The sequence below is a fragment of the Siansivirga zeaxanthinifaciens CC-SAMT-1 genome (assembly GCF_000941055.1).
In the GTDB taxonomy this organism is placed as follows: domain Bacteria; phylum Bacteroidota; class Bacteroidia; order Flavobacteriales; family Flavobacteriaceae; genus Siansivirga; species Siansivirga zeaxanthinifaciens.
Genome location: NZ_CP007202.1, coordinates 2,120,254 through 2,142,846 on the forward strand (window position 1 = coordinate 2,120,254; position 22,593 = coordinate 2,142,846).

Genomic DNA, 22,593 nt, shown 5'->3' on the forward strand with positions numbered 1-22,593 from the left:
TTGGATGTTATAAATGACTTAATTTATAAGTATTTGTTGGTGTAATACTAATAATATGATGCTCTAAAAGCAAGTTTAAAACGGTTTTTAACTCATTATCGGTGCAATGTAAATGTTCAATAAGCTGTCTCGACGATTTATCGCCGGTTTCAAGTAATTCAATAATTTGATTTCTTAGATTACCTGTGTTTTGTGGTTTTGATTTTTTAGGCGTTTTGATGCAAACAGAACAAATGCCACAGGGCTTGGTGTTTGTTTCTCCAAAATATTCTAGCAGTTGCGAACTTTTACAAACCGATTCATTTTCAATATAGTCTAGCATGGCTGCTACCTGGTCTTGTTTTAATTTGTTTTGTTGCTCGATAATACTAGCTATTCTATTGATGGTTTTTTCATCTTCACGAGGTTCGATAAATGTTATTTGAGCATCGGTTTTTGCTAAATTTAATACGATAATGCCATCTTTTTCTAATTGCATTAACGCTTGTTTTACCTGTTGCTCGTTTACCGATGCCTTTTCGGCAATTTTAAACAAATCAACCTTCGTTATATTATCGAAAACGCCTCCATACATGCGTAATATTGACTTCACAATAATGGTTAAATCGGGATGGGTTTCTAGATAATTAAATATAGCGTTGGAAGAAATTATAAACTGAACCTGAACTTTATTTTTAAATTGTTTCGATAAGGTGATAACGCTATTTCGGTCTAACAATAACAACGCATTGTAGGTTAACGTTTGATTAAAATTATATGTTTTGCAGAAGGTATTAAAATCGAAATCGAACGTTTGGTATTCGCCCTCACCAAATGATATTTGAAAATAATTACAGAGCTTTCGGTACACTTGTTTCACAAAATCTACTGTAGGCAGCACATTTAAAAACTGATTTTTAACTAACTGCGCGTCACTATTATTTTTCAAAATAACAGCAAAAGCTTTCTCGCCGTTTCTACCCGCACGACCCGCTTCCTGAAAATAACTTTCTATACTATCTGGAAGATTGATATGTATTACGGTTTTAACATCGGGTTTATCTATACCCATACCAAAAGCATTGGTGGCTACCATAACTTGTTTTTGGTTATCAATCCAAGTTTTCATGTTGGCATCTTTTTCCATATTAGGCAATCCGCCATGGTAAAAGGTGGCGCTAATGTTTCTGGAGTTTAAAAAAGCACTTAATTCTAGGGTCGCTTTTCGGTTTCTAACGTAAATAATAGACGAGGCTTTGTATTTTTTTAAAATGGTTTCAATGCGATAGTATTTATCGTCTTCATGAAACACCATGTATGCTAAATTGGTTCTTAAAAAGGAATGTTTAAATATTTTCGGATTAATAAAATCTAGTTCTGTTACAATATCGTTAACAACTTCTGGTTTTGCCGATGCTGTTAAAGCCACCACATTTACACTGGGTTGTATTTGCCTGAGAAGGGCAATATTTTTATAAGCGGGTCTAAAATCGCTGCCCCATTGCGAAATACAGTGGGCTTCATCTACAGCAATTAAATTAACCGGCATTTGTTTAATTCGATCTTGAACCAGTTCTTGTTGTAAACGTTCTGGCGATAGGTATAAAAATTTATAATTTCCGTAAATGCAATTGTCTAAAAGCGTGTCTAATTGGTTGTAATCAATACCGCTAGTTAAGGCCATGGCTTTTATACCTTTATCGGTTAATTGCTTTACCTGATCTTTCATTAATGCCACTAAAGGCGAAATAACGATGCAAATTCCGGGTTTTATAAGCGCTGGTATTTGAAAACATAACGATTTACCACCACCCGTAGGTAAAAGCACAAAAGTGTCTTCGCCTTCTAAAACCGAATTTATTATGGCCTCTTGTTCGGGTCTAAATGCGGTGTAATTCCAATACCGTTCTAATATATTTAAAGGATGTTCCATTTACATGCCTAAAACTTTTAAAATAAAATCACATCGGTTTTCTACCGTATCGAAAGGGACATCAATAAGCGTATAATTATAGTTTTTATAGGTATTTACTAAATTGTCGTGAATTTTTAGTGCTTGCTCAAAACTTTCGTAACGTTCGTTATCGACAGTGTAAATGTCTTCCCAAGGCTTAAGAATAAACACAGTATCGTAAACAGCGTTTTTACAGGCATTGGTAAATTCGGTAGGGTAGGTGGCTCCTATAAAATCCATATAAGCCACTATGTCTGGAATGCCTCTATCGTAAAAAGTGAAGGGTGTTTCAAATGTATTTGTTATTTCAAATTGTTGCTGTCTACCTTCAAGGAGTAATTCGCTAAACAACAAGGGATTGGTTAAAAATAATTGGTCGATGCCTTTTTTTTTGGCATCTAAAATAACCTGACGGGAAATTTCTTCAAGACAGGTGTACTCGCGTTTTAATAATTCGGAAATAATTGCTGATTTCCCTGTACTTGGTCCGCCTGTTATAACAATTCTTTTTGAGCTCAACGTGTTTTATTTAAGCTGTAAAATTCGGAATTTATAAGTTGAAAAAAAAGAAGAACCTTAACAATTCTAAAAGCAGCGTATTTTAAGAATTGATATTAGCGATAAAGCTTGATTCCATTTAAAATGAAGCCTGTTTAGGATATTTTGAAATTGCGACTGTTTTATATTTGAAAATTGGCAACAATTTTAAAATGATTCGTTTTTGGTGTATATTTACATCAAACAATTAAATTATGGCAAGACAAAGTATATCATTAACAAAGCCAAACGATGAATGGCTGAAAACTCAAGTGGATAAAAATGAATATTCAAGTAAGAGTGAACTAATAAATGACTTGATTAGACAAGCTCGAAAACAACAAGTTGAAATTAACTGGATTCGGGCTAAATTGGAAAAAGCCGAAAATAGTGGATTTACAAATGAAAGTAAAAATGAAATTTTAGCTCAATCAAAGTCATTACTTAATGAATAAATATAAATTAAGTAATGAAGCAAAAAATGACTTGATAAGGATTCATCATTACGGTGTGAAAAAATTTGGAATGGCTCAAGCGGACAAATACTTTGACTCATTTTTTAAGTATTTCGAAATTATTTGCCAAAGACCTTTTTCATTTGAATCGGTTGATTATATAAAAGAAGACTACAAACGATGTGTTTGTGGAGTTGATAGTATCTACTTTAAAGTAAATGAGGATATTGTAGAAATAATGGCTATTGTAGGAAGACAAGATTTGAATGAAAAACTGTAACCTGAATTAATGAAAACTATTGCCAACAAGCTATTGTTTTTCCCTACTTCTGAAAATCCTCTCGGATTTTCAGTTTGGTATGTACTTGCAAAGTTAAGTGCTAAACCAAGCAACTACTCAAAGCCTAGATCATTAAAGGTCTAAAACGTAAAATTTATTATTTCGATTAAAGAAATCTCATGGAAAACTGAAGTTTTATGAAGGGTTTGAAACCATTAAATTAAACCTATATATTTTTTTATTATGTATATTCTAAGCTTATATTTGTATTTAATAAAAAGACTATGAGTACGACATCAAATCCGGAAGAATTTTACAATAAATTACGAGAACAATTATATGAAACGGCCTCTTGGCCAGCCGAATATCTTTATAAATTCATTATTAAATCCGATAATAAAAAGTTAGCAATTTTAGAAGGTATTTTTAATAATATGGGCGCAGTAATTAATACTACCGAGTCTAAAAAAGGAAATTATACCAGCGTTTCTGTTAATTTATTAATGCGAAATCCAGATGCGGTCATAGAAAAGTATCAGGAAGTTGCAGAAAAAGTAGAAGGTGTCATTAGTCTTTAGTTTTTTTTTGTATTTTGCACAGGCATAACAACTACATGCACTTAAAAATAACTCTACACATTTAATTTTGACAATAGATAATTTAGAATACAACACCGAGCGCGAGCATTTAATTATACCTGAATATGGCAGACATATGCAGAAAATGATAAACTATGCTAAATCGCGCGAAACCAAAGAAGAACGTATTAAAATTGCAAAAGCCATTATCGCAGTAATGGGAAATATGCAACCTCATTTACGCGATGTTCCCGATTTTCAGCATAAGCTTTGGGATCAATTATTTATAATGTCTAATTTTGAATTGGATGCCGATTCACCTTACGAAAAACCTACAAAAGAGATTTACGAGGTGCGTCCCGATCCTTTAAAATATCCGCAAAATTTCCCAAAGTATCGTTTTTATGGTAATAATATTAAAACCATGATTGATGTAGCAAATACTTGGGAAGATGGTGAGCTTAAAGAAGCTTTAACCTATACCATTGCAAACCACATGAAAAAGTGTTTTTTAAATTGGAATAAAGACACTGTAGAAGATGATGTTATTTATGGTCATTTATACGAACTTTCTGGTGGAAAAATTAATTTAAAGAATTCTGAAGAAGATTTATCAGACGCTAATAGTTTGATGCGTTCAAAAACTAAATTTTCAAATAATACCAATAGCAACAATAAAAAAGGCGGTCATTTTAAAAAGAACGCTTCAAACAACAATAATCGTCAAAGAAAACGCTTCTAAGAACATATATGGGAACATTTAAAATTGAAGGAGGACACCAACTTAAAGGTAGTATACAACCACAAGGTGCCAAAAACGAAGCTTTACAAATTTTATGTGCTGTACTTTTAACTCCAGAACTCGTTACTATACATAACATTCCTGATATTGTAGATGTTAACAAACTCATTAATTTACTTAAAAAGCTAGGTGTAAAAATCGAGCATATTTCTAACGGTACCTACACGTTTAAGGCCGATGAGGTTAATTTGAAATACTTAGAATCTGATGAATTTAAAGTAGACGGTCGTGGTTTACGTGGTTCAATTATGATTGTTGGCCCTATGCTAGCGCGTTTTGGTAAAGGTTACATACCTAAACCAGGTGGCGATAAAATAGGAAGACGTAGATTAGATACACATTTTGAAGGCCTTATTAACTTAGGTGCTAAATTTAGATACAATAAAGAAGAACAGTTTTATGGTGTTGAAGCCGAAAGACTAAAAGGTGCTTACATGCTTCTTGAAGAAGCTTCGGTAACCGGAACAGCCAACATTGTTATGGCTGCTGTTTTAGCCGAAGGTAGAACAACCATTTACAACGCTGCTTGCGAACCTTACTTACAGCAACTTTGTAAAATGCTGAATAATATGGGCGCGCAAATTTCGGGTGTGGGTTCTAACATGTTAATTATTGATGGTGTACAAAAACTAACGGGAACGCATCATACTATGCTTCCCGATATGATTGAAATTGGCAGCTGGATTGGTTTAGCTGCTATGACAAAAAGTGAGCTTACCATTACGAATGTTTCCTGGGACGATTTAGGTATTATACCCAATGTGTTTAGAAAATTAGGTATTACGGTCGAGCGTCGTGGTGATGATATTCATATTCCTGCGCATACCGACGGTTATGAAATACAAAGTTTTATTGATGGTTCTATTTTAACCATCGCCGATGCACCTTGGCCAGGTTTTACACCCGATTTACTTAGTATTATTTTGGTGGTAGCCACGCAGGCACGAGGCAGTGTTTTAATTCATCAAAAAATGTTTGAAAGCCGCTTATTCTTTGTGGATAAATTAATTGATATGGGAGCAAAAATCATTCTTTGCGATCCGCATCGTGCTACCGTTATAGGTCATGATTTTAAATCGACTTTAAAGGCCATGACAATGACATCGCCTGATATTCGTGCGGGTGTATCATTACTAATAGCAGCGCTTTCTGCAAAAGGCACTTCAACAATTCAAAATATTGAACAAATTGATCGTGGTTACGAACGTATAGACGAGCGTTTACGAGCTATTGGAGCTAAAATTGAGCGTATTGATGCTTAATTACTCAACACCTAGTGGTTTTGATTTAAGTTTTTTTAACCAAGATTTTCCATAAATTAGATTTAGGTAATTTGAAATTAAGCGATTGTTTTTCCTTGCTTGCTCATAATCTAATGGATTAGTTAAACAATTTTTTTTCAAAACTCCAATACCATACATGTCTTTGAATTTTATGTATTCGTCTGGAAATACGTTGTCTATGCGATGAATTATGAAATTTAAATCACCAGTTAACAACAGTTGTTCTATTATTTTACTTTTATTCTGCTTATTTAAAATAAAAGAATAATTCTTCGATTTGTCTTCGAAATTCGTGTTGCTTTTATGGGTTAATCGAATAATTATTTTGTTTTTTTTATTTGTAATTTTTTTTGGTTGAAATATGTAAACTGAGAATTGATTGGTCAAAAACTGAAAATGATACTTACCTTTAAAAGGTAAAGTTATTTTAAAGTTTTCAGTGGTATTTACTTTAATTTTAGTTTGAATTTCAGGGATAACAAGTTCTCCATAATCAAATGTTTTACCAGTATTATTTTCGAATATAACATATGCAATTATTTCTTTTTTTGTTGCATTAGCAGCTGTAAAGCTAAATAGCATTACAAGTAAGCATAGTAAGTGTTTCATTTTAGTTTTTTAAGAAAGACTTTCTAAAATTTGTAATGTTACAGATTTTTGTAATAAAAAAATTAATTCAATGCTGCTTTATAAACCTCTAAACAACGTTCTCTGGCCATTTTATGGTCTACTATAGGTTGTGGATATGTGAGTTCCTGAAAATCGGGACACCACTGTTTAATGTATTCTAAATTTTTATCGAATTTTTCAATTTGTGTCGTCGGATTGAAAATCCTGAAATAAGGCGCTGCATCAACTCCGCTACCAGCTACCCACTGCCAGTTTCCAACGTTGCTAGCCATCTCGTAATCGTGAAGTTTTTCGGCGAAGTAGGCTTCACCCCAACGCCAATCAATGAGTAAATGTTTGCATAAAAAACTACCCACAAGCATACGCACTCGGTTATGCATAAAACCGGTTTCGTTTAATTGTCTCATACCTGCATCAACTAGCGGATACCCCGTTTTTCCTTCGCACCAGGCTTTAAATTCGTCTTTGTTATTTCGCCATTTAATAGCATCGTATTTAGATTTAAATGCATTTTTATGGGTGTCTGGAAAATGCCATAAAATTTGCATGAAAAATTCACGCCAAATTAGTTCTTGCCAGAAGATTTCATTTTTCTCCGCAATGGCTTTTTTAATCATTTTACGAACACTAACGGTGCCAAAACGTAAATGCGGACCCAAACGGGATGTAGCATCTTTAGCAGGGAAATTTCGTGTTTCTTCGTATTCTTGAATTAAAGTAGGCGTTACAGTGTAATCTGCAATTTTTTGTTTAGCAGTTTTAAAACCCATATCCGATAAACTTACATTAGGTAATCGCGTGTTTTTAACAAGATTATCTAAGTAACTATTGGTGTAAAAAATCTCTAAATTTTCAGGATTAAACTGTTCTTTCCAAGTGCGCATGTAAGGCGTGTAAACCACATAGGGGTCGCCATCTTGTTTTACAACGTCATCTTTTTCAAAAATAACTTGATCTTTAAAAGTTTTAAACCGAATGTTGTTTTTAGAAAGGAACTCCTTTATATCGTTGTCTCTTTTTGTAGCATAAGGCTCATAATCATGATTTGTGAAAACGGTATCGATATCATAATCTTCAACTAATTGCGAGAAAACCTCTTTAGGAGTACTGTGAAACATGGCAATACTACTATCTCTTTCGTCTTGCAGCGTTTTTCTCATGGTTTGCAAGGTTTCAAAAATAAACGTTACACGCGCGTCATCTTCAGGTAACTCATCCAAAATTTCTTTGTCAAAAATAAAAATAGGTAGTACAGGTTTATCAGATTTTAGAGCGTTGTAAAATCCAACGTTATCATCTAGTCTTAAATCACGACGAAACCAAAATACATTAACGGGTTGCTTCATTTAAGAGACATTTAATTGTTAGCAAGCTAAAGGCTAACTTCTATATTTATTTGTAAACACCAAAAAGTTCTTCTAACTTTTTTGTTCTGTAATTAAAAATTTCTTCCAATTTTGGCTTTACTAAAATAGGATGTACTAATTGCCCCAATAAACCAAAAGGCACTTTGTAATCGATAATATCTTCCATTTCAATACCACCATTAATTTCTTTAATGAAGTGTTTGTGATGCCATAAAGCATAGGGACCAAAACGTTGTTCATCTACAAAATAATGTTTATCAATAACATGGGTTATTTCGGTTACCCATTTGGTTTTAATTCCCAGCACAGGCGTTACAATGTATTGAATTATTTGCCCTGCATACATGGGTCTGTCTGCACCACTTAAAATATGAAACCCCATATAATCTGGTGTTATAACTTTTAAGTTTTTTGGATCTGACAAGAAATCCCAAGCTTGTTCAATACTTATGGGTAAATTTTGTTTTTTGTGAAGCGTATATATTTTCATTCGTTTTTTTAAAATTAATTATGAATTAAAATGTAGAGATTAAGTGAACAAGCGATACAAAGCCATAAAAAGTAGGGTGCAATGAGCAAGGTTTTGTATTTTAAATCTTTTCTATAATCATTAAGAAATATAGTTACTATAGCAGTTAAAAGCAGAATAAAAATAAGTCCTAAAGCTATAAGATGCTGATTAAAAAAGACAAAGTTCCAACCTACATTTAATATAAATTGTATGGTAAATAAAATTTTAACCTTTGTGTTTGGTAATGCGTTATATAAATAAGCCATATATACAGAAAAACATAGCATAATGGTGCTCCAAGCTGCTCCAAAAACCCATACTGGTGGTGTCCAAGGGGCTTTGTTTAGGTCTAAATACCAAGGTGTTTGGGGGCCATTTTCCATTAACCATACACCTATGGCTAATGCACCAAAGTTTATTATTAAAAAAACAATAAAGTATTTTAAAATTTTCATAGGTAATTTAAGGTTATTGTTTTTCGCTAAAGCAGCTTACAACATGTATTTATTCTTAGGTGATGATGGGTTGTGAACACTTTATTTTAAATGTTTGGTAATACTATCACTTAAAGGCTTCGTAGCCGAAAAATAATAATCTACTAAATGCCCATTACCGTCTACTAAATATTTTTGAAAATTCCACTTTACGGAAGAATCTGTTTTTCCGTTAATAGATTGTTTGGTAAGCCATTGATACAGAGGGTGCTGGTTAGTGCCTTTAACATCTAGTTTTTCGGTCATTACGAAGGTTACTCCATAATTTGCCTGACAAAAATTTTGAATTTCCTTTACGGTTCCCGGCTCTTGTCCACCAAACTGATTGCAAGGTGCTCCAATAATCATAAGTTTATCTTGATAGGTTTCATATAGTTTTTGTAAGTCTACATATTGTCCAGTAAAGCCACATTTTGAAGCTACATTTACAAAGAGGATGTGTTTCCCCTTGTAATCAGATAAATTTATAGGCGAACCATCTAGACTATTTATTTTTATGTCATAAATAGACGCTGTTGGAGCCGTTTGTGCATTCGTTTTAAATAAGCAAGATAGAAACATAGTTAATACTATTAATTTTTTCATTATTAAGTTTTTAATGTTACAATACCACAGTCCATTTGAAATACTTGTCCAGAAATAGAAGCTGCTTTATTGGAAGTTAAAAATACGGCCATTTCGGCAACCTCTTCCGGATTTAAGAATTTTTTAAGAGGATGACGGTCTGTTATGGCATCAACCATTTTTTCGTTTCTTAATAATTTGGAAGCTAAGTCTGTGTTTGTAACTGTTGGAGCGATGGCATTAATACGAATTGTTGGTGCTAATTCTGCTCCCAACGATTTTACTAAACCTTCAACTCCCGATTTTGAAGCTGCTATACTTGCATGAAACGGCATACCCATTTTAGCTGCAACTGTGCTAAACAATAAAATAGAAGGTTTCGCTCCATTTTTTAAAACAGGCAAATACTTTTGTATGGCTTTAACCGCCCCCATAACATTTATTTCAAAATCTTCCCGAAATTCATCTAACGATAATCGTGCTATTGGTTTTAAGTTTATGCTTCCAGGACAATAAATTAAACTATCTGCTTCCGTTAGTTCGGGAAGCTCATCGGTTAGAACATCACAACTAAAATGCTTTAAATTTTCGTGTGTTTGTTGAGGTGCGTTCCTACTTATGTTAATTACTTTATTTTCATTTAATAAGCTAGTAACAATAGCGTTTCCTATGCCTTTACTGCCACCAACTACTATGATTGTTTTCATTTTTATATGTTGTTTAATAAATGTTTACCTAATAAACGTTTTTCTACTTTACGTTTAATAGCTGTAAGACGCTTCATAATATCCATTATTTTGTCGTCTTTTTTAACTTTATAAATCTCGTTTAATTCTAAAATAAGACTTTTAGCTTTTCTAGAAATTTCAACGCGTTCGCTGGTTGATAAAGATTTAAATTTCGTTTTTTCAAATTCTAAAGCTTTTTCTATTGTACTCATAACTTGTTATTTTAAATAATTTTGTAGCTCTGTGATTTTTTCTGTGGTGTTAAACTTTCCACCATAATAAACGGTTACTGTAGATGAAGTATCATCTTTTATGCCTCTAGAAGACACGCATAAATGTTTAGCATCAATAATAACTGCAACATCTTCGGTTTCCAGAATGTCTTTTAAAGCTTCGGCAATTTGATTGGTTAATCGTTCTTGTACCTGTGGTCGTTTAGCGTAATATTGAACAATGCGATTTAACTTAGACAAGCCAATAACTTTTCCAGACGATATATATGCCACATGCGCTTTTCCTATAATTGGTACAAAGTGATGCTCGCAATTGGAGTAGAATGTTATGTCTTTTTCAACCAACATTTGGTTGTATTGGTATTTGTTTTCAAACAAAGCCACTTGTGGCTTGTTGGCTGGATTTAATCCGGAAAAAATCTCATCGATATACATCTTAGCGACACGATCGGGAGTACCTTTTAACGAATCATCTGTTAAATCCAATCCCATAACGTGCATAATTTCTTCAAAAAGAAGCGATATTTTCTCTTTCTTCTCTTTATCCGTTAATTTGAAGGCATCTTTACGCATAGGTGTTTCCAACCCCGTGTAAAGGTGGTCGTCTCCAATGGTTTCATGAGAAATACCGTTTAATTTGTTTTTGTTTTTCTTTTTAGCGTCTAAAGTTTCTAAATTCATAGTTATCTTTTTAATGTGCTGTCTTTAAGTACTCATCTCTTAAAGCAAAGCAACGTTAGCGTTTTGAAATTGAGTTATGCGTAATTTGTTTTTGTCTGGAACATTTAAAACGTCCTTTTTCAAATACTCTTAATTTTTGGTGTTTGGTGGCGCGTCCCTGAACCCGTTTGCGCCACATTTTGAAACTACTCGGTTTCATTTCGCGACGCATGAGGTCTATAACATCTTTTTCTGTTAAGTTAAATTGAAATTTTATAGCTTCAAATGGTGTGCGATCTTCCCAAGCCATTTCAATAACACGGTCAATTTCTATGTCACTTAGCATTATAAATTGTAATTGAAATTAAATTGTTCATCGAACAGAACTTTTCTGTCTAATAATTTTCTAAAAAATGATTTATTTTCTTTTAAAGTCCTGCTGTTTTTAAATTGAATAAATCTGCCCTGAGCATGAATACTCGAACCGTTTACTTTGTAAATAACCAATTGGTAATAAGGAATAACCCAAACAAAAGTTTCTAACCCTTTATTTATTCTAACCAAAACTCCACTAGGTCGCAGTTCTAGATTTGCATAGTTAACGTCGGAAACCGTATTTAAATAGGGCTTTAAATTATCACTAGCATTTTCTATAATCATTCGTTTTGAACCGATACCTTTGAGTTTTATTTTTTCTAATAACGAAAAAGGCTTACCAACCAGATCATTAATTAATTGGTCGTTACTTTTATTGGTATATGTTGAATCTATAATCAAGGTTATTTTTTTGAATCTAATCAAAAATACAAAATGTTTAACCTTTATTAGATAATATTAAACAAAATTTATATATTATTTTCTGATGTCTTATAAGAATAATCTATTGGTTACGTAATAATCGATTGCGATCATTTAAAGTATGTCGTTTTAAGATGCGATAACTTTCTTTTTTAACCAGTGGATGATCTTTTAAATTCCAAAGCGTATCACTAGCGTGTTTGCGGGTTTCTTTCTCATTAATAATGGGGAAGGGATAGTCTTTTCCTAATTCAAAACCAGATAATTGCTGGTCAAAATAGGTCATTTCGCTTGGGTTGTGTATGATTGGTGCCTCTAAATGTGCCAACTCTGGTACCCATTGTTTAATAAATTTGCCTTCTGGGTCGTGTTCGATGCTGTTTTTTAATGGGTTATAAATACGCAACATGTTAATACCAGTTTCTCCAGCCTGCATTTGTATTTGCGGGTAATGGATGCCGGGTTCAAAATCTAAAAATAAACTGGCCAAATGCTCACTTAAATCTTGCCAAGGTTGCCATAAATTGTGGGTAAAAAAGGAAACCACTAAGGCGCGCATTCTAAAATTAAGGTAACCGGTTTCGTTTAAACAACGCATACAGGCATCGACTAACGGAAAGCCTGTTTGTCCGTTTTTCCAAGCATTTTGGTACTCTAAATTCACAGGTTTATTTAGTTGATGATAGCCTTTGTTTACACTATGAAACTCCATTTGGTGTTCCATTTCAAACTTTTGAATAAAATGCGCCTGCCAACGTAAACGCGATACAAAGGCATTTAAGTGGCGTTTGTGTTTGGTTATTTTAACTTCGTTTGAAGCCTGATTAATCACTTGTTTAACCGAAAGATTTCCCCAAGCGATGTAAGGCGACAAGCGGCTGCAACCTGTTCGGGCTTCTAAAGGTTTTGAGATGTGAAACATGTAATTTTTGTAGCGCCCATTGTAAAACGATTTTAAATATTTTAAACCCGTTGTGCTACCACCTTTTTGGAAATTTTTATTGGGAATGGTTTGAAGCGATACGGTTTTAAAAGATTGTTCTAATTTTTCAATTTCACTAATACTAAGTAATTGCTCTTTTTTAGGTTGAAACTGAAATTCGGCTTGCATCATATAACGATCCCAATCTTCAAACCAGGTATTTCGGTTTGTTAGTCCGCGTTGCACGCCATTATTGATGTTTTCTGTCCAAACAATGTTTGCGTTTTTACAATATTCCGCGAAAGCGATATCGCGTTTAAAGGTTGAAAGGATGCCGGTTTCCATATGAGAAAACACCTGCGATATCATGTAGTTTTTTTGAAGTGATTCTATGCTGTGTTCAATCGTTTCGTTTACGACTAATACTTTTGAATTATAGGGTTTTAGTTGATTGTTTAAATCGTCTATAGATTGTTTTACAAAATCCCAATGACGCCTGCTGTAGTGCTTGTCTTGAAGCAAAAAATCTTCAAAAACGTATAGGAGTAAGACCTTATTTTTGGTGTTTAAAGCATTGTATATGGCTTCGTTATCTTGTAAACGAAGATCGCGTTTTAGCCATACGATACTTAGGTTTTGTTTCACTTTAAATTAGTAATTATCGGGGTTTTCTATTATTTGGGCAGCACGTTCTTTCATTTGGGTTAGTTGGTCTCTATCCATTTTATCTAACACGCTATACATCATGCCCATTCTAAAATTATTGCCTAATTTATCACGGTTGTTGTCTAGAAAATCCCAATATAAACTGTTAAACGGACAAGCTTTATCACCCAATTTTTCTTTATGATCGTAATGGCAATTTGAGCAATAGTTACTCATTTTATTAATATAGCTTCCGCTGGAAACATAAGGTTTGGTGGCAATTTTTCCGCCGTCTGCAAACTGACTCATGCCTCGGGTATTGGGAAGTTGCACCCATTCTATAGCATCCACATAAATACCTAAATACCAAGTATCTACTTGCTCTGGGTCGATTTGTGTTAACAATGCATAATTGCCCGTAACCATTAAGCGTTGGATGTGGTGCGCATACCCATTGTCTAAACTATTGGTTATGGCGTGTTTTAGGCAATTCATTTTGGTTTTACCTGTCCAAAAAAAGTCGGGTAGGGTATTGGTGTTTTCTAAATAGTTTTGGTTTTTATAATATGGCATTAAAGCCCAATACATGCCTCGCATATACTCGCGCCATCCAATAATTTGGCGAATAAAGCCTTCAACCTGAGAAATGTCTATGGTTTCGCCATGTTTGCGCCAATAATTTAAAACCGTATCGACGATGTTTTTTGGTGAAATTAGTTTTAAATTCATGGCAAAGGATAGCCTGGAGTGAAACAAATAGACTTCATCTGTATGCATGGCATCTTGATAATCGCCAAAATGAATTAATAATACCTCACAAAAATATTTAAGTTGATCTAGCGCTTGTTGTCTGGTAATGGGGTAATTAAAAGTTTTGGTATCAAACTTACCAATGGTTTTAATGTTACTATTTTCAATTAACTCCACAATATCTGAAACCTCGTTTTTAAAGTATTTGTATGTTGGTATGCTGTGGTCGCCTTTCCATTTGTTGCGGTTGCTTTTATCGTAATTCCATTTGCCACCTTCGGGTTGGTCGCCAACCATTAAAATATCATGTTTTTTACGCATATCGCGATAAAAATTTTCCATGAGGTATTGTTTTTTACCTTTAAAAAAATCTTTTAAATCGTGGCGTTTGGTGTAAAAATGTTCTGTTGAAAAAGCTTCACTTTCAATCTCTAAATTTTTGCAGAAATCTGCTAATTGCTGGTCTAAACGATATTCGTCTGGAAACTGATATTCAAATTTTTCAATCTGATGTTTTTTGATTAAAAACTGAATGTTTTCAACAAGATTTTGTGTGTTTTGTTTGTCGTTTAAAGTGACATATTCAACCTGACAACCTTCGTTTTTTAAGTGATTAGCAAAGGCACGCATTGCTGCAAAAAAACCGATTATTTTTTGAATGTGATGTGTTACATAATCGGTTTCTTGTCGCAATTCAAACAAACAGTAAACCCTATTTTTTTGGTCGGTTTTGTACCAACTATGTTTGCTGTTTAATTGATCGCCAAGAATGAGTCTAAGTGTTTTCATTAATTTATTTTTGTTCTCGATACATCCTTCGTTTTAACTCAAGATATTCGAACTTACGGTTAAAATAAGGTGTCTTGCAACCACAAACGCTGGTGTTTACCATCGCTATCGTAACGCTCGGCTTGCAGTTTTACGTTAAATGTTCGGTCTCTGGGGTCGTTGCCAACACCAGAAACATACATCCAATTACCGTAATTGCTGTGCACATCGTAATCTATAAGTAAACTTTCAAAATAGCTGGCACCAATGCGCCAATCCAGTTCCAGTGTTTTTGCAAAATAACTAGCTACGTTTTGGCGACCACGATTGCTCATCCAGCCCGTTTTTTTAAGCTCAATCATGTTGGCATTAACAAAGGGCTCGTTGGTTTTACCATCAATCCATTGTTGGATTTTAGTCTCGTTGGTAGACCAATCATACGTTTTATCAAGTATGCCACCTAACTTAAAAATAGCATTGCCATGTTTTAGGGAGACGTATTTAAAATAATCGCGCCAAATAAGTTCAAAAATGAGCCAGTAAGTCGATTCGTTTTTAAAATGTTCCTTTTCAAAGTGTTTAATTTGATAGTAAATATGCTTTGCAGAAAGACTACCGTTTGCCAACCAAGGCGAAAATTTGCTGCTAAACTCAGTACCTATTAATCCGTTACGTGTTTTTTTGTAAACGCCTATTTTTTTGGTGTTAAAAAAATAATCTTGTAAGCGATTTAAAGCTTCTGTTTCGCCACCTTTAAAAGGGAAGGCACTGTTTGGATGTGTTTCAAAAGCCTCAAACCCTAAAGTGGTTAAAGTTGGTATTGACGTGTTGTTTTCAACATTAAAATTTTCTTTTTCTGCTGAAATACGCACGGTTTCTGGTCTTATCTCTGCATATTTCTCGCATTTTTTTCTAAAATCGGTAAAAACCTTAGGAAGGTTATGGATGTTAAAAGGAAGATCATCAGGATGAAATAAAAACTGATCGTAGGTTTCAATAAAAGAAATGGTTTTAGAAACCTTATTTTTTACGGCATTTAAAACTTGATTTTCCTCTGAAGTCCATTCCTTTTGAAGATATATAGCATCGATTTTAAACCTATCACAAAGCTGAGAAATGGCCTGTTCAGGCGCTTCAAAATAAACAAAAAGTGGAATGTTTATGTTTTGAAGTTGCTGCTTTAAATCGGTAATGGTTTCAATTAAAAATTGGGCTCTAAATTTTTCAGTTTTTTTAAAACCGAAAGCCGAATTTTCGAATTGTTTAGGATCAAAACAATAAACAGCTATAACTTTTTCACTGTTTTTTATAGCATTATTTATAGATAGGTTATCGTGCGTTCGTAAATCGTTTCTAAACCAAATTAGGCTTGTTTTGTTTTGTTTCGTCTGCATTTTTCACTACAATATTTTACCTCTTCCCAGTTCTTTTCCCATTTTTTTCGCCATGTATATGGTAAGCCACAGGTTAGACATATTTTGGTAGGAAGCTGTTGTTTTTTCATGTTTTTCAACTCAAATTATTTACAAACGTTCCTGTGACATTAGGCATTCGCAATTTTATTAATCATGCCTTTAAAAATGAATCCATGAAAGGGTAAAACGCTGAACCAATAGAGTCTGCCCCAAATGCCACGAGGTCTAAACGTAGCACGTTGGTAAACTTTGCCTTTGGCCACTTGAAACTCTAACCAAGCTTCGCCAGGAAGTTTCATTTCGGCAAATAAAATGAGTCTTTTTTGTTCTTTATCGGCTAACAAGACACGCCAAAAATCTAACGCATCGCCCGTGTGGATGTCGGTTTTGTTGGTACGACCTCTACGTAAGCCAATGCCACCAACGGCTTTGTCTAAAAACCCTCTAATTTTCCATAAAAAAGTGCCATAATACCAACCATTTTCGCCACCAATAGCCCAAATTTTTTCAAGAGTTCGTTGTTCGTTTTTTACCTTTTGTTCTTTAATATCTTTAAAACAACCGTGTTTTGGTACTTTTAAATATTTTGATGAAGCACGTTTCTTATTTCGGCCACTTATAAAAGCATCTTTCCAGCTAGAAATAATATCATTACCTTCAATTTTAACAAAGGCAAATTCGACCGCCTGGTGGTATGTCATGGGTTTTACCTCCAACAATTCATTAATATTACTTTTTTCACCAATAATTTCTATACCCATACTGTTTACTAGTGAAGACGCCAGTTTGTAAGAGGTAGACGTTACAAAATAAAGCCAATAACTCGATAGTTTGGGCGTCATAACGGGTACTGTTAAAATATAGCGTTTAAGTTTTCTTATTTTGGCAAATTCTAACAGCATTTGCTTGTAAGTCATAATTTCTGGACCAAAAATATCGTGTGAGGTATTGTATAATTCTTTTTTGCCCAAACCCTTAGTTAAAAACGCCAGTACATCGCGAACACCAATGGGTTGGGTTTTGGTATTTAGCCATTTTGGGGCTATCATAACGGGGAGCTTTTCAACTAAATCCCTAATAATTTCAAAACTCGCACTACCAGAACCCACGATAATACCTGCTTTAAAAACCGTAAGCGCATAGCTATTGGATTTTAAAGTTTCTTCTACATTTTTTCGAGATAATAGGTGTTTAGAAAGCTTGGTATCGTTGGTAATACCACTTAAGTAAATAACCTGTTGTACGTTGGTGGTTTCTATATAATTTTTGAAATTTACTGCACAGGCTTCCTCCATTTTATGAAACTGGTCTACCGAATTTGACATGGAATGAATCAAATAGTATGCAGCGTCAATATCTTTTGGAATGTTTTGAAGGGTTTCTGGTTTTAAAAAATCGGCTTCTACCACATGCAGATTTTTTTCATCGGAGTATTTACGTTCAGTACGTAATTTTCCGCGAACAGCGCAAACTAACGTGTGGCCTTCCTCTAATAATAACGGTATGATACGTTTGCCAATGTATCCCGATGCTCCTGTAATAAGAATTCTCATGGGTTTAGCTATTCGGTTAAATTATTATTAGACATTAAATTACGAAACAAACTTCAGATTATAGCATTAAAATGAATACTGCTGCAGGTTTGTTATAATTTAACGCTCTGTTTTTTGGGCCGTTGGTACGAAAAACGTGTTTTTAGTTCGGGGATACTGTAACCATCTAAACCGTTAATAGTGGCTACTTTTCCTTTTGAAAGATTAATAAAACCGTCAGTGTCAACTAAATCATCTTGAATAAAAATTTCTTTTATTTTACCAATAATTAAAATGGTTCCGTTTGACTTTATTGGATATTCTTCAATATATTCCATAGCCAATTGTAAGGGTGAATTGGCTACAAATGGCGCAAAATGATTGTTTTTATATTCAGATTCTAATTGTGTAACATCGAATTCTGAAACCGATTTATCGTATTTAGCCGATGTATGATGCGCATCTTCAATAATATCTTGGTGGATATGATTGATGGTATAAAACCCATTTTCTTTGATGTTTTCGTAGGTGTTTCTAGGAACCGTTGTTGGTCTTAAAAAAAAGCCTAAAAGCGGTGGGTTAGACCCTATGTGAGTGATGGAACTAAAAACAGCCACATTTTCTAATCCGCTGTTAGATTTGGTTCCAATTAAATTTGCCGATTTGTAACCAGAACAACTATTAATTAGGTTTATTTGATATAAATGAGGAAGCGCTTCAATGGCTTCAGTATTAAATGTCATTCCTATAAATTTATAAAGTTGTTAATTTTTATATTTTTCGATTTTAAATCGAACATTAAATTGTAAAGTCCGAAAAACGTTCTATTTATATAAATGAAATGCTTAGAACCTCTGTTACCATTCATTTTACGAAGCTCGGTGCTTTTACTGTAACGTTGTCCCATTTCTGAAATAGCATTAAAGAAATCGGGGTTAGAAAAATCGAAAGTTTCTGCGTGAAAAGGCTGGGTAAACAAACTAAGCATCTCGTGAAACATGGCCGAGAAAAAGGCTAATTCTTCTTTAGAATCATCGGGTCTTAAAATCTCTAATTCGAACATTTTTTCATTAAAAACTTTCGGATTATTAATGCTTTCTTTTTTAGCCAACTCGAAGTAAGGTTTATAAAATTCGTTTGGAACTTCTTTCATACAACCAAAATCGAGAGCAATAAGCTCTGCTTCTTTTGAAACCAGAAAGTTACCAGGATGTGGGTCGGCATGAACTTTTTTAAGCACATGCATTTGAAACATATAAAAATCCCATAGTGCCTGACCTAATTTATCGGCCTTTTCTTGGTCTGTATTATGAGCTGTAAATTCAGAAAGATGTTCGCCATCCATCCAATCCATGGTTATAATACGCTCCGATGATAAGGCTTCGTAATAGTTTGGAAATTTTAAATTAGGAATGTGTTTACAGGCTTCGGCAATGGCTTTGCTTTGTTGTACTTCTAAAATATAATTGGTTTCTTCAACCAATTTGTTTTCTACTTCTTTAAAATACTTATCAGAGTCTTTTCCTTTAATATTAAACATTTTAATAGCAATGGGTTTTACCAAAGCCAAATCGGAAGCAATGCTTTCTGCGACTCCCGGATATTGAATTTTCACAGCAAGTTTTTTCCCGTCCTTTTCTGCTACATGCACTTGACCAATACTAGCAGCGTTCACAGAGTTAAGGTTGAAGGAGTCGTAAATTTGGCTTGGTAGTTTCCCAAAGTATTTTTTAAATGTTTTAGACACCAATGGTGCCGAAAGCGGTGGTACAGAAAATTGTGATAGCGAAAATTTCTCCACATAAGCCTGAGGCAAAATGCTTTTCTCCATGCTTAACATTTGAGCTACTTTTAAAGCACTTCCTTTAAGTTGCTTTAAGCTATCGTAAATATCTTCTGCGTTATTTTTGTTTAGTGTTTCTTTAGCTTCTTCCTCGGTTTTAGTGATTTTGTCGCCATAATATTTTAAATAATTTACTCCAACTTTTGCGCCAGTAGACACCAGTTTACTGGCGCGTTGAATTTTTGAAGTTGGAATGCTATTAATAGTTTTCATAGGATATTAGTTCATTTGCATTTTTTCTTTGAAAAGAAATTTTCCAAAGTCAATCACGCTTTTTAGGGGCGCTATATTTAAAATATCGAAGCTGGTGTTGACTGCTTTTTCAATAAAAATATCTGTTTTTTCAATTCCAGCCGATGTATCTTCTAACCAAAATTTCATGGTAACAAGCAATTGTGCCCATGCAGATTCCTGTATCGCTTTCTTTTGAATTTTGTCGATAGTAGCCTGTTTAATATCAAGCGTTTCTATGTCTAAATGATCTATGTAGTTTGTAAAAGCTTTCTTTAATTCTGAAAGTTTTAGTAAAGCTTTTAAATTCTTTTTGTTGGATTCTAGAGCATAAACAACATAACTTCTGTTGGCTGTTAGAATTTCAAAAAAAGTAAAGTAAAAACTTAATAATTTATTTCGAGCATCGAAATTTTGATAGTCTTCGTTTTTGTCTAAAATCTGAATTGCATTATCAAAAAACGCTTTTAGAATATGTTTTTCAATAGCCTCGAAAGACCCAAAATAATTATAGAATAAAGCTTCATCAAAATTGTTTGCTTTAGCAAAACTATATACAGATTTTGGGTTGGAGTTATGCTCTAAAACATAATCCATATATAAAGACATGATATCGTTTTCGCTTATTGTTTTCTTTTTTGCCATTAGATTTAATTTTAACAGCATAAAGATATAAAATGTTTAATACATTTCAATAAAAGTTAAACAAAATTTGTAAAATTTAACGTATAATTAGTATTGTCAGGATTTTACATTAAATTTTTTTTGATAATTGGTTTTTTATGCAAAAAATACATTTTATCAAATGGCTTTTGATTTTTAATGAAATTTTAAAAAAAGTGGGTGCTAAATTTTATTTATTTACCAAATTTACAGCTTAATACTCCAAGGCTAGCTCCTAAAATAGGGGCTACAATATACAGCCAAAGGTGTTCGAAGTTACCAGTGAATAGTGCAGGGGCTATAGAGCGAATGGGATTCATGGAGGCTTTTGTCATGGGACCAGCAAACATGGCTTCCAGTAAAATAACACCACCAACGGCAATGGCTGCCATAGTACCAATTTCTTTGCTTCCTGAGGACACTTTTAAAATAACTACCATGAGGAAAAAGGTTAAAAGCGCTTCTAAAATGGCAGCTTTATAAGGTGGAAACCCAACGGCAGGGGTTGTTTCTCCTAAAAACTGACTTTCTGGGAATAAAAACCAGAGCATACATGCGGCTAAAATGCCACCTGTAGCCTGTGCTAAAATGTATTTAGGTACTTTATTCCAAGAGAATTTTTTAGCTAATGCAAATCCGAGGGTTACAGCAGGATTAAAATGCGCCCCAGAAGTTTCGCCAAAAGCATAAATCATGGCCATGACAATAAGTCCCCAGGTGGCAGCAACACCAACGTGGGTAATACTCCCGTTAGTTATTTCGTTAATTGTCATCGCGCCACAACCACAAAATATCATGGCAAAGGTGCCAATCATTTCGGCGTAAAATTTCTTCATAGTTTGTTTTTGCGTTAGGGATTGAGGCGGCATCCTTTTGCTTTTTCTGCAAAAGATATAGCCGAAAGCCCGACCCTTGGGTAACGCCCAAATTTATTTATTGGGCAAATATACAATACCTTAATTTAAGGTTTTGTTAACAAATTAGAATTTAATATTAAGTAAATTTAGAACTTATTTTAAATTAAAAAACAATTATAAAAATGAAAAAATTATTACTACTTTTTTTAAGTGTTACAGCATCTTATGTTGTTAATGCTCAAATAGTAACACCGCAACCGAGTCCGTTTTCGAAAGTGGAACAGAAAGTTGGTTTAACCGATGTAACGTTAGAATATTCGAGACCAAACATGCGTGATCGAAAGATTTTTGGTGATTTAGTGCCTTATGGAAAATTATGGCGATTAGGGGCCAATGCGAATACGAAAATTACGTTTAGCACCGATGTAAAGGTTGGAGATTATGACTTAAAAGCAGGAACTTATGCTATTTATGCGACTCCAAATGAAACATCTTGGAATGTTGTTTTTTATTCGGATACTACCAATTGGGGAATACCACAGAAATGGGATGATTCTAAAGTGATGGCGATGCTAAATGTCGATGTTTATCCTTTACCTATGAGTATTGAAACGTTTACAATGACTTTTGATGATTTAACGAGTGGATCGGCTATTTTAGGTATTCTTTGGGAAAAAACCTATGTTGGTATTAAAATTGAAGTTCCTACCGATAATATGGTGCTTGCCAACATTAATTATGTTATGAATGGTACTCCAACGGCTAACGATTATTATGCGGCGGCTGTTTACTATTTACAAGAAGAAAAAGACATTAAACAGGCTAAAACTTGGATGGACAAGGCTATAAGTATGGCAGGTGATAAAGTTGGATTTTGGCAATTAAGACAACAGTCTTTAATTTATGCTAAGGCTGGTGATAAAAAAGGTGCTATTGAGATTGCTAAAAAATCTTTAGCAGCTTCTGAGAAAGCTGGTAATGCCGATTATGTTAAAATGAATAAGGAAGCTCTTAAAGAATGGGGCGCTATGTAAATTAGGTATCTGTTTAATAACGATATTATAATATTAAAAAACCGCAGCATCGATAATGCTGCGTTTTTTTTATTCCTTAT

Annotated in this window: 27 protein-coding genes; 6 read left to right on the top strand and 21 right to left on the bottom strand. The window is 33.8% G+C overall.

The annotated features are described in order from the left end of the window. Positions 1-7: 7 nt before the first annotated feature. Both AW14_RS09570 and AW14_RS09575 read right to left on the bottom strand, forming a co-directional pair. Positions 8-1,912, bottom strand: a complete 1,905-nt coding sequence (locus AW14_RS09570) for a RecQ family ATP-dependent DNA helicase (RefSeq protein WP_044638602.1) — start codon at positions 1,910-1,912, stop codon at positions 8-10. Beyond that, complete coding sequence (locus AW14_RS09575; protein WP_044638603.1) at positions 1,913-2,452, bottom strand: AAA family ATPase; 540 nt, start codon at positions 2,450-2,452, stop codon at positions 1,913-1,915. Positions 2,453-2,685: 233 nt separating this feature from the next. On the opposite strand from AW14_RS09575, the gene AW14_RS09580 reads away from it, so the two are divergent. The 5 genes from AW14_RS09580 (at position 2,686) to murA (ending at position 5,847) form a co-directional block, all read left to right on the top strand. After that, the gene (locus AW14_RS09580; RefSeq protein ID WP_044638604.1) at positions 2,686-2,925 is read left to right on the top strand and encodes a ribbon-helix-helix domain-containing protein; all 240 of its coding nucleotides are present in this window, start codon (positions 2,686-2,688) and stop codon (positions 2,923-2,925) included. Continuing rightward, on the top strand, positions 2,918-3,205 hold the full coding sequence (locus AW14_RS09585; protein ID WP_044638605.1) for a type II toxin-antitoxin system RelE/ParE family toxin: 288 nt from the start codon (positions 2,918-2,920) through the stop codon (positions 3,203-3,205). The genes AW14_RS09580 and AW14_RS09585 overlap by 8 nt, the downstream gene beginning before the upstream one ends. Positions 3,206-3,489: 284 nt before the next feature. Beyond that, complete coding sequence (locus tag AW14_RS09590; RefSeq protein ID WP_044638606.1) at positions 3,490-3,783, top strand: DUF493 family protein; 294 nt, start codon at positions 3,490-3,492, stop codon at positions 3,781-3,783. Between the two features lie 67 nt (positions 3,784-3,850). Continuing rightward, entirely contained in the window at positions 3,851-4,525 is a 675-nt protein-coding gene (locus AW14_RS09595; protein WP_044638607.1) for a DUF4290 domain-containing protein, read from the top strand. Between the two features lie 8 nt (positions 4,526-4,533). Further along, the gene (gene murA, locus AW14_RS09600) at positions 4,534-5,847 is read left to right on the top strand and encodes a UDP-N-acetylglucosamine 1-carboxyvinyltransferase (protein ID WP_044638608.1); all 1,314 of its coding nucleotides are present in this window, start codon (positions 4,534-4,536) and stop codon (positions 5,845-5,847) included. Here the strand turns inward: murA and AW14_RS09605 are convergent, their stop codons facing one another. The 19 genes from AW14_RS09605 to AW14_RS09690 form a co-directional block, all read right to left on the bottom strand. Then, positions 5,848-6,477, bottom strand: a complete 630-nt coding sequence (locus tag AW14_RS09605) for an FEKKY domain-containing protein (protein ID WP_044638609.1) — start codon at positions 6,475-6,477, stop codon at positions 5,848-5,850. It lies immediately after the preceding gene. Between the two features lie 62 nt (positions 6,478-6,539). Further along, a complete protein-coding gene (locus AW14_RS09610) occupies positions 6,540-7,844 on the bottom strand; it encodes a cryptochrome/photolyase family protein (RefSeq protein ID WP_044638610.1) in 1,305 nt (434 codons plus the stop codon). A gap of 46 nt (positions 7,845-7,890) precedes the next feature. After that, positions 7,891-8,355: an SRPBCC family protein gene (locus AW14_RS09615; RefSeq protein WP_044638611.1), complete on the bottom strand. Its 465-nt coding sequence runs from the start codon at positions 8,353-8,355 to the stop codon at positions 7,891-7,893. 14 nt (positions 8,356-8,369) lie between these two features. Continuing rightward, a complete protein-coding gene (locus AW14_RS09620) occupies positions 8,370-8,831 on the bottom strand; it encodes a TspO/MBR family protein (protein ID WP_044638612.1) in 462 nt (153 codons plus the stop codon). An 81-nt stretch (positions 8,832-8,912) separates the two neighbouring features. Then, positions 8,913-9,431, bottom strand: coding sequence for a glutathione peroxidase (locus AW14_RS09625; protein WP_044639588.1), 519 nt, complete (start codon positions 9,429-9,431; stop codon positions 8,913-8,915). A gap of 26 nt (positions 9,432-9,457) precedes the next feature. Then, positions 9,458-10,141: an SDR family NAD(P)-dependent oxidoreductase gene (locus AW14_RS09630; protein ID WP_044638613.1), complete on the bottom strand. Its 684-nt coding sequence runs from the start codon at positions 10,139-10,141 to the stop codon at positions 9,458-9,460. Between the two features lie 2 nt (positions 10,142-10,143). Then, the gene (locus AW14_RS09635; protein ID WP_044638614.1) at positions 10,144-10,374 is read right to left on the bottom strand and encodes a hypothetical protein; all 231 of its coding nucleotides are present in this window, start codon (positions 10,372-10,374) and stop codon (positions 10,144-10,146) included. Between the two features lie 6 nt (positions 10,375-10,380). After that, positions 10,381-11,076: a GTP cyclohydrolase I FolE gene (folE, locus tag AW14_RS09640; protein ID WP_044638615.1), complete on the bottom strand. Its 696-nt coding sequence runs from the start codon at positions 11,074-11,076 to the stop codon at positions 10,381-10,383. A gap of 55 nt (positions 11,077-11,131) precedes the next feature. Beyond that, a complete protein-coding gene (locus tag AW14_RS09645; protein ID WP_044638616.1) occupies positions 11,132-11,401 on the bottom strand; it encodes a TIGR03643 family protein in 270 nt (89 codons plus the stop codon). Then, entirely contained in the window at positions 11,401-11,832 is a 432-nt protein-coding gene (locus AW14_RS09650) for a hypothetical protein (RefSeq protein WP_044638617.1), read from the bottom strand. The genes AW14_RS09645 and AW14_RS09650 overlap by 1 nt, the downstream gene beginning before the upstream one ends. 103 nt (positions 11,833-11,935) lie before the next feature. Next, positions 11,936-13,420, bottom strand: coding sequence for a cryptochrome/deoxyribodipyrimidine photo-lyase family protein (locus AW14_RS09655; RefSeq protein ID WP_044638618.1), 1,485 nt, complete (start codon positions 13,418-13,420; stop codon positions 11,936-11,938). 6 nt (positions 13,421-13,426) lie between these two features. Continuing rightward, positions 13,427-14,959 carry a cryptochrome/photolyase family protein gene (locus AW14_RS09660; RefSeq protein ID WP_044638619.1) on the bottom strand — a complete coding sequence of 511 codons (1,533 nt, stop codon included), beginning with the start codon at positions 14,957-14,959 and terminating at the stop codon, positions 13,427-13,429. A 59-nt stretch (positions 14,960-15,018) separates the two neighbouring features. Further along, positions 15,019-16,332 carry a DASH family cryptochrome gene (locus tag AW14_RS09665; protein ID WP_044638620.1) on the bottom strand — a complete coding sequence of 438 codons (1,314 nt, stop codon included), beginning with the start codon at positions 16,330-16,332 and terminating at the stop codon, positions 15,019-15,021. Continuing rightward, positions 16,302-16,442 (bottom strand): DUF2256 domain-containing protein, encoded by a 141-nt coding sequence (locus AW14_RS14705; protein WP_084708851.1) that lies wholly within the window; start codon positions 16,440-16,442, stop codon positions 16,302-16,304. Before AW14_RS14705 ends, AW14_RS09665 begins: the two co-directional genes overlap by 31 nt. 39 nt (positions 16,443-16,481) lie before the next feature. Further along, positions 16,482-17,906, bottom strand: coding sequence for an SDR family oxidoreductase (locus AW14_RS09670; RefSeq protein ID WP_044638621.1), 1,425 nt, complete (start codon positions 17,904-17,906; stop codon positions 16,482-16,484). Positions 17,907-17,998: 92 nt separating this feature from the next. Beyond that, a complete protein-coding gene (locus tag AW14_RS09675) occupies positions 17,999-18,628 on the bottom strand; it encodes a flavin reductase family protein (protein ID WP_044638622.1) in 630 nt (209 codons plus the stop codon). Between the two features lie 2 nt (positions 18,629-18,630). After that, on the bottom strand, positions 18,631-19,941 hold the full coding sequence (locus AW14_RS09680) for an ABC1 kinase family protein (protein WP_044638623.1): 1,311 nt from the start codon (positions 19,939-19,941) through the stop codon (positions 18,631-18,633). A 6-nt stretch (positions 19,942-19,947) separates the two neighbouring features. Beyond that, the gene (locus tag AW14_RS09685) at positions 19,948-20,604 is read right to left on the bottom strand and encodes a TetR family transcriptional regulator C-terminal domain-containing protein (RefSeq protein ID WP_044639589.1); all 657 of its coding nucleotides are present in this window, start codon (positions 20,602-20,604) and stop codon (positions 19,948-19,950) included. A 212-nt stretch (positions 20,605-20,816) separates the two neighbouring features. Further along, positions 20,817-21,491, bottom strand: a complete 675-nt coding sequence (locus AW14_RS09690; protein ID WP_262506695.1) for an MIP/aquaporin family protein — start codon at positions 21,489-21,491, stop codon at positions 20,817-20,819. Between the two features lie 170 nt (positions 21,492-21,661). On the opposite strand from AW14_RS09690, the gene AW14_RS09695 reads away from it, so the two are divergent. After that, positions 21,662-22,513 carry a DUF2911 domain-containing protein gene (locus AW14_RS09695; RefSeq protein WP_044638624.1) on the top strand — a complete coding sequence of 284 codons (852 nt, stop codon included), beginning with the start codon at positions 21,662-21,664 and terminating at the stop codon, positions 22,511-22,513. Positions 22,514-22,593: the final 80 nt, after the last annotated feature.

What these genes read in the sequence shown, in the direction of transcription:
- AW14_RS09570 (WP_044638602.1), bottom strand. Translation starts at nt 1,912, where the DNA reads ATGGAACATCCTTTAAATATATTAGAACGGTATTGGAATTACACCGCA.
- AW14_RS09580 (WP_044638604.1), top strand. Translation starts at nt 2,686, where the DNA reads ATGGCAAGACAAAGTATATCATTAACAAAGCCAAACGATGAATGGCTG.
- AW14_RS09585 (WP_044638605.1), top strand. Translation starts at nt 2,918, where the DNA reads ATGAATAAATATAAATTAAGTAATGAAGCAAAAAATGACTTGATAAGG.
- AW14_RS09590 (WP_044638606.1), top strand. Translation starts at nt 3,490, where the DNA reads ATGAGTACGACATCAAATCCGGAAGAATTTTACAATAAATTACGAGAA.
- murA (WP_044638608.1), top strand. Translation starts at nt 4,534, where the DNA reads ATGGGAACATTTAAAATTGAAGGAGGACACCAACTTAAAGGTAGTATA.
- AW14_RS09605 (WP_044638609.1), bottom strand. Translation starts at nt 6,477, where the DNA reads ATGAAACACTTACTATGCTTACTTGTAATGCTATTTAGCTTTACAGCT.
- AW14_RS09610 (WP_044638610.1), bottom strand. Translation starts at nt 7,844, where the DNA reads ATGAAGCAACCCGTTAATGTATTTTGGTTTCGTCGTGATTTAAGACTA.
- AW14_RS09615 (WP_044638611.1), bottom strand. Translation starts at nt 8,355, where the DNA reads ATGAAAATATATACGCTTCACAAAAAACAAAATTTACCCATAAGTATT.
- AW14_RS09620 (WP_044638612.1), bottom strand. Translation starts at nt 8,831, where the DNA reads ATGAAAATTTTAAAATACTTTATTGTTTTTTTAATAATAAACTTTGGT.
- AW14_RS09625 (WP_044639588.1), bottom strand. Translation starts at nt 9,431, where the DNA reads ATGTTTCTATCTTGCTTATTTAAAACGAATGCACAAACGGCTCCAACA.
- AW14_RS09630 (WP_044638613.1), bottom strand. Translation starts at nt 10,141, where the DNA reads ATGAAAACAATCATAGTAGTTGGTGGCAGTAAAGGCATAGGAAACGCT.
- AW14_RS09635 (WP_044638614.1), bottom strand. Translation starts at nt 10,374, where the DNA reads ATGAGTACAATAGAAAAAGCTTTAGAATTTGAAAAAACGAAATTTAAA.
- folE (WP_044638615.1), bottom strand. Translation starts at nt 11,076, where the DNA reads ATGAATTTAGAAACTTTAGACGCTAAAAAGAAAAACAAAAACAAATTA.
- AW14_RS09645 (WP_044638616.1), bottom strand. Translation starts at nt 11,401, where the DNA reads ATGCTAAGTGACATAGAAATTGACCGTGTTATTGAAATGGCTTGGGAA.
- AW14_RS09660 (WP_044638619.1), bottom strand. Translation starts at nt 14,959, where the DNA reads ATGAAAACACTTAGACTCATTCTTGGCGATCAATTAAACAGCAAACAT.
- AW14_RS09665 (WP_044638620.1), bottom strand. Translation starts at nt 16,332, where the DNA reads ATGCAGACGAAACAAAACAAAACAAGCCTAATTTGGTTTAGAAACGAT.
- AW14_RS14705 (WP_084708851.1), bottom strand. Translation starts at nt 16,442, where the DNA reads ATGAAAAAACAACAGCTTCCTACCAAAATATGTCTAACCTGTGGCTTA.
- AW14_RS09670 (WP_044638621.1), bottom strand. Translation starts at nt 17,906, where the DNA reads ATGAGAATTCTTATTACAGGAGCATCGGGATACATTGGCAAACGTATC.
- AW14_RS09675 (WP_044638622.1), bottom strand. Translation starts at nt 18,628, where the DNA reads ATGACATTTAATACTGAAGCCATTGAAGCGCTTCCTCATTTATATCAA.
- AW14_RS09680 (WP_044638623.1), bottom strand. Translation starts at nt 19,941, where the DNA reads ATGAAAACTATTAATAGCATTCCAACTTCAAAAATTCAACGCGCCAGT.
- AW14_RS09685 (WP_044639589.1), bottom strand. Translation starts at nt 20,604, where the DNA reads ATGGCAAAAAAGAAAACAATAAGCGAAAACGATATCATGTCTTTATAT.
- AW14_RS09690 (WP_262506695.1), bottom strand. Translation starts at nt 21,491, where the DNA reads ATGCCGCCTCAATCCCTAACGCAAAAACAAACTATGAAGAAATTTTAC.
- AW14_RS09695 (WP_044638624.1), top strand. Translation starts at nt 21,662, where the DNA reads ATGAAAAAATTATTACTACTTTTTTTAAGTGTTACAGCATCTTATGTT.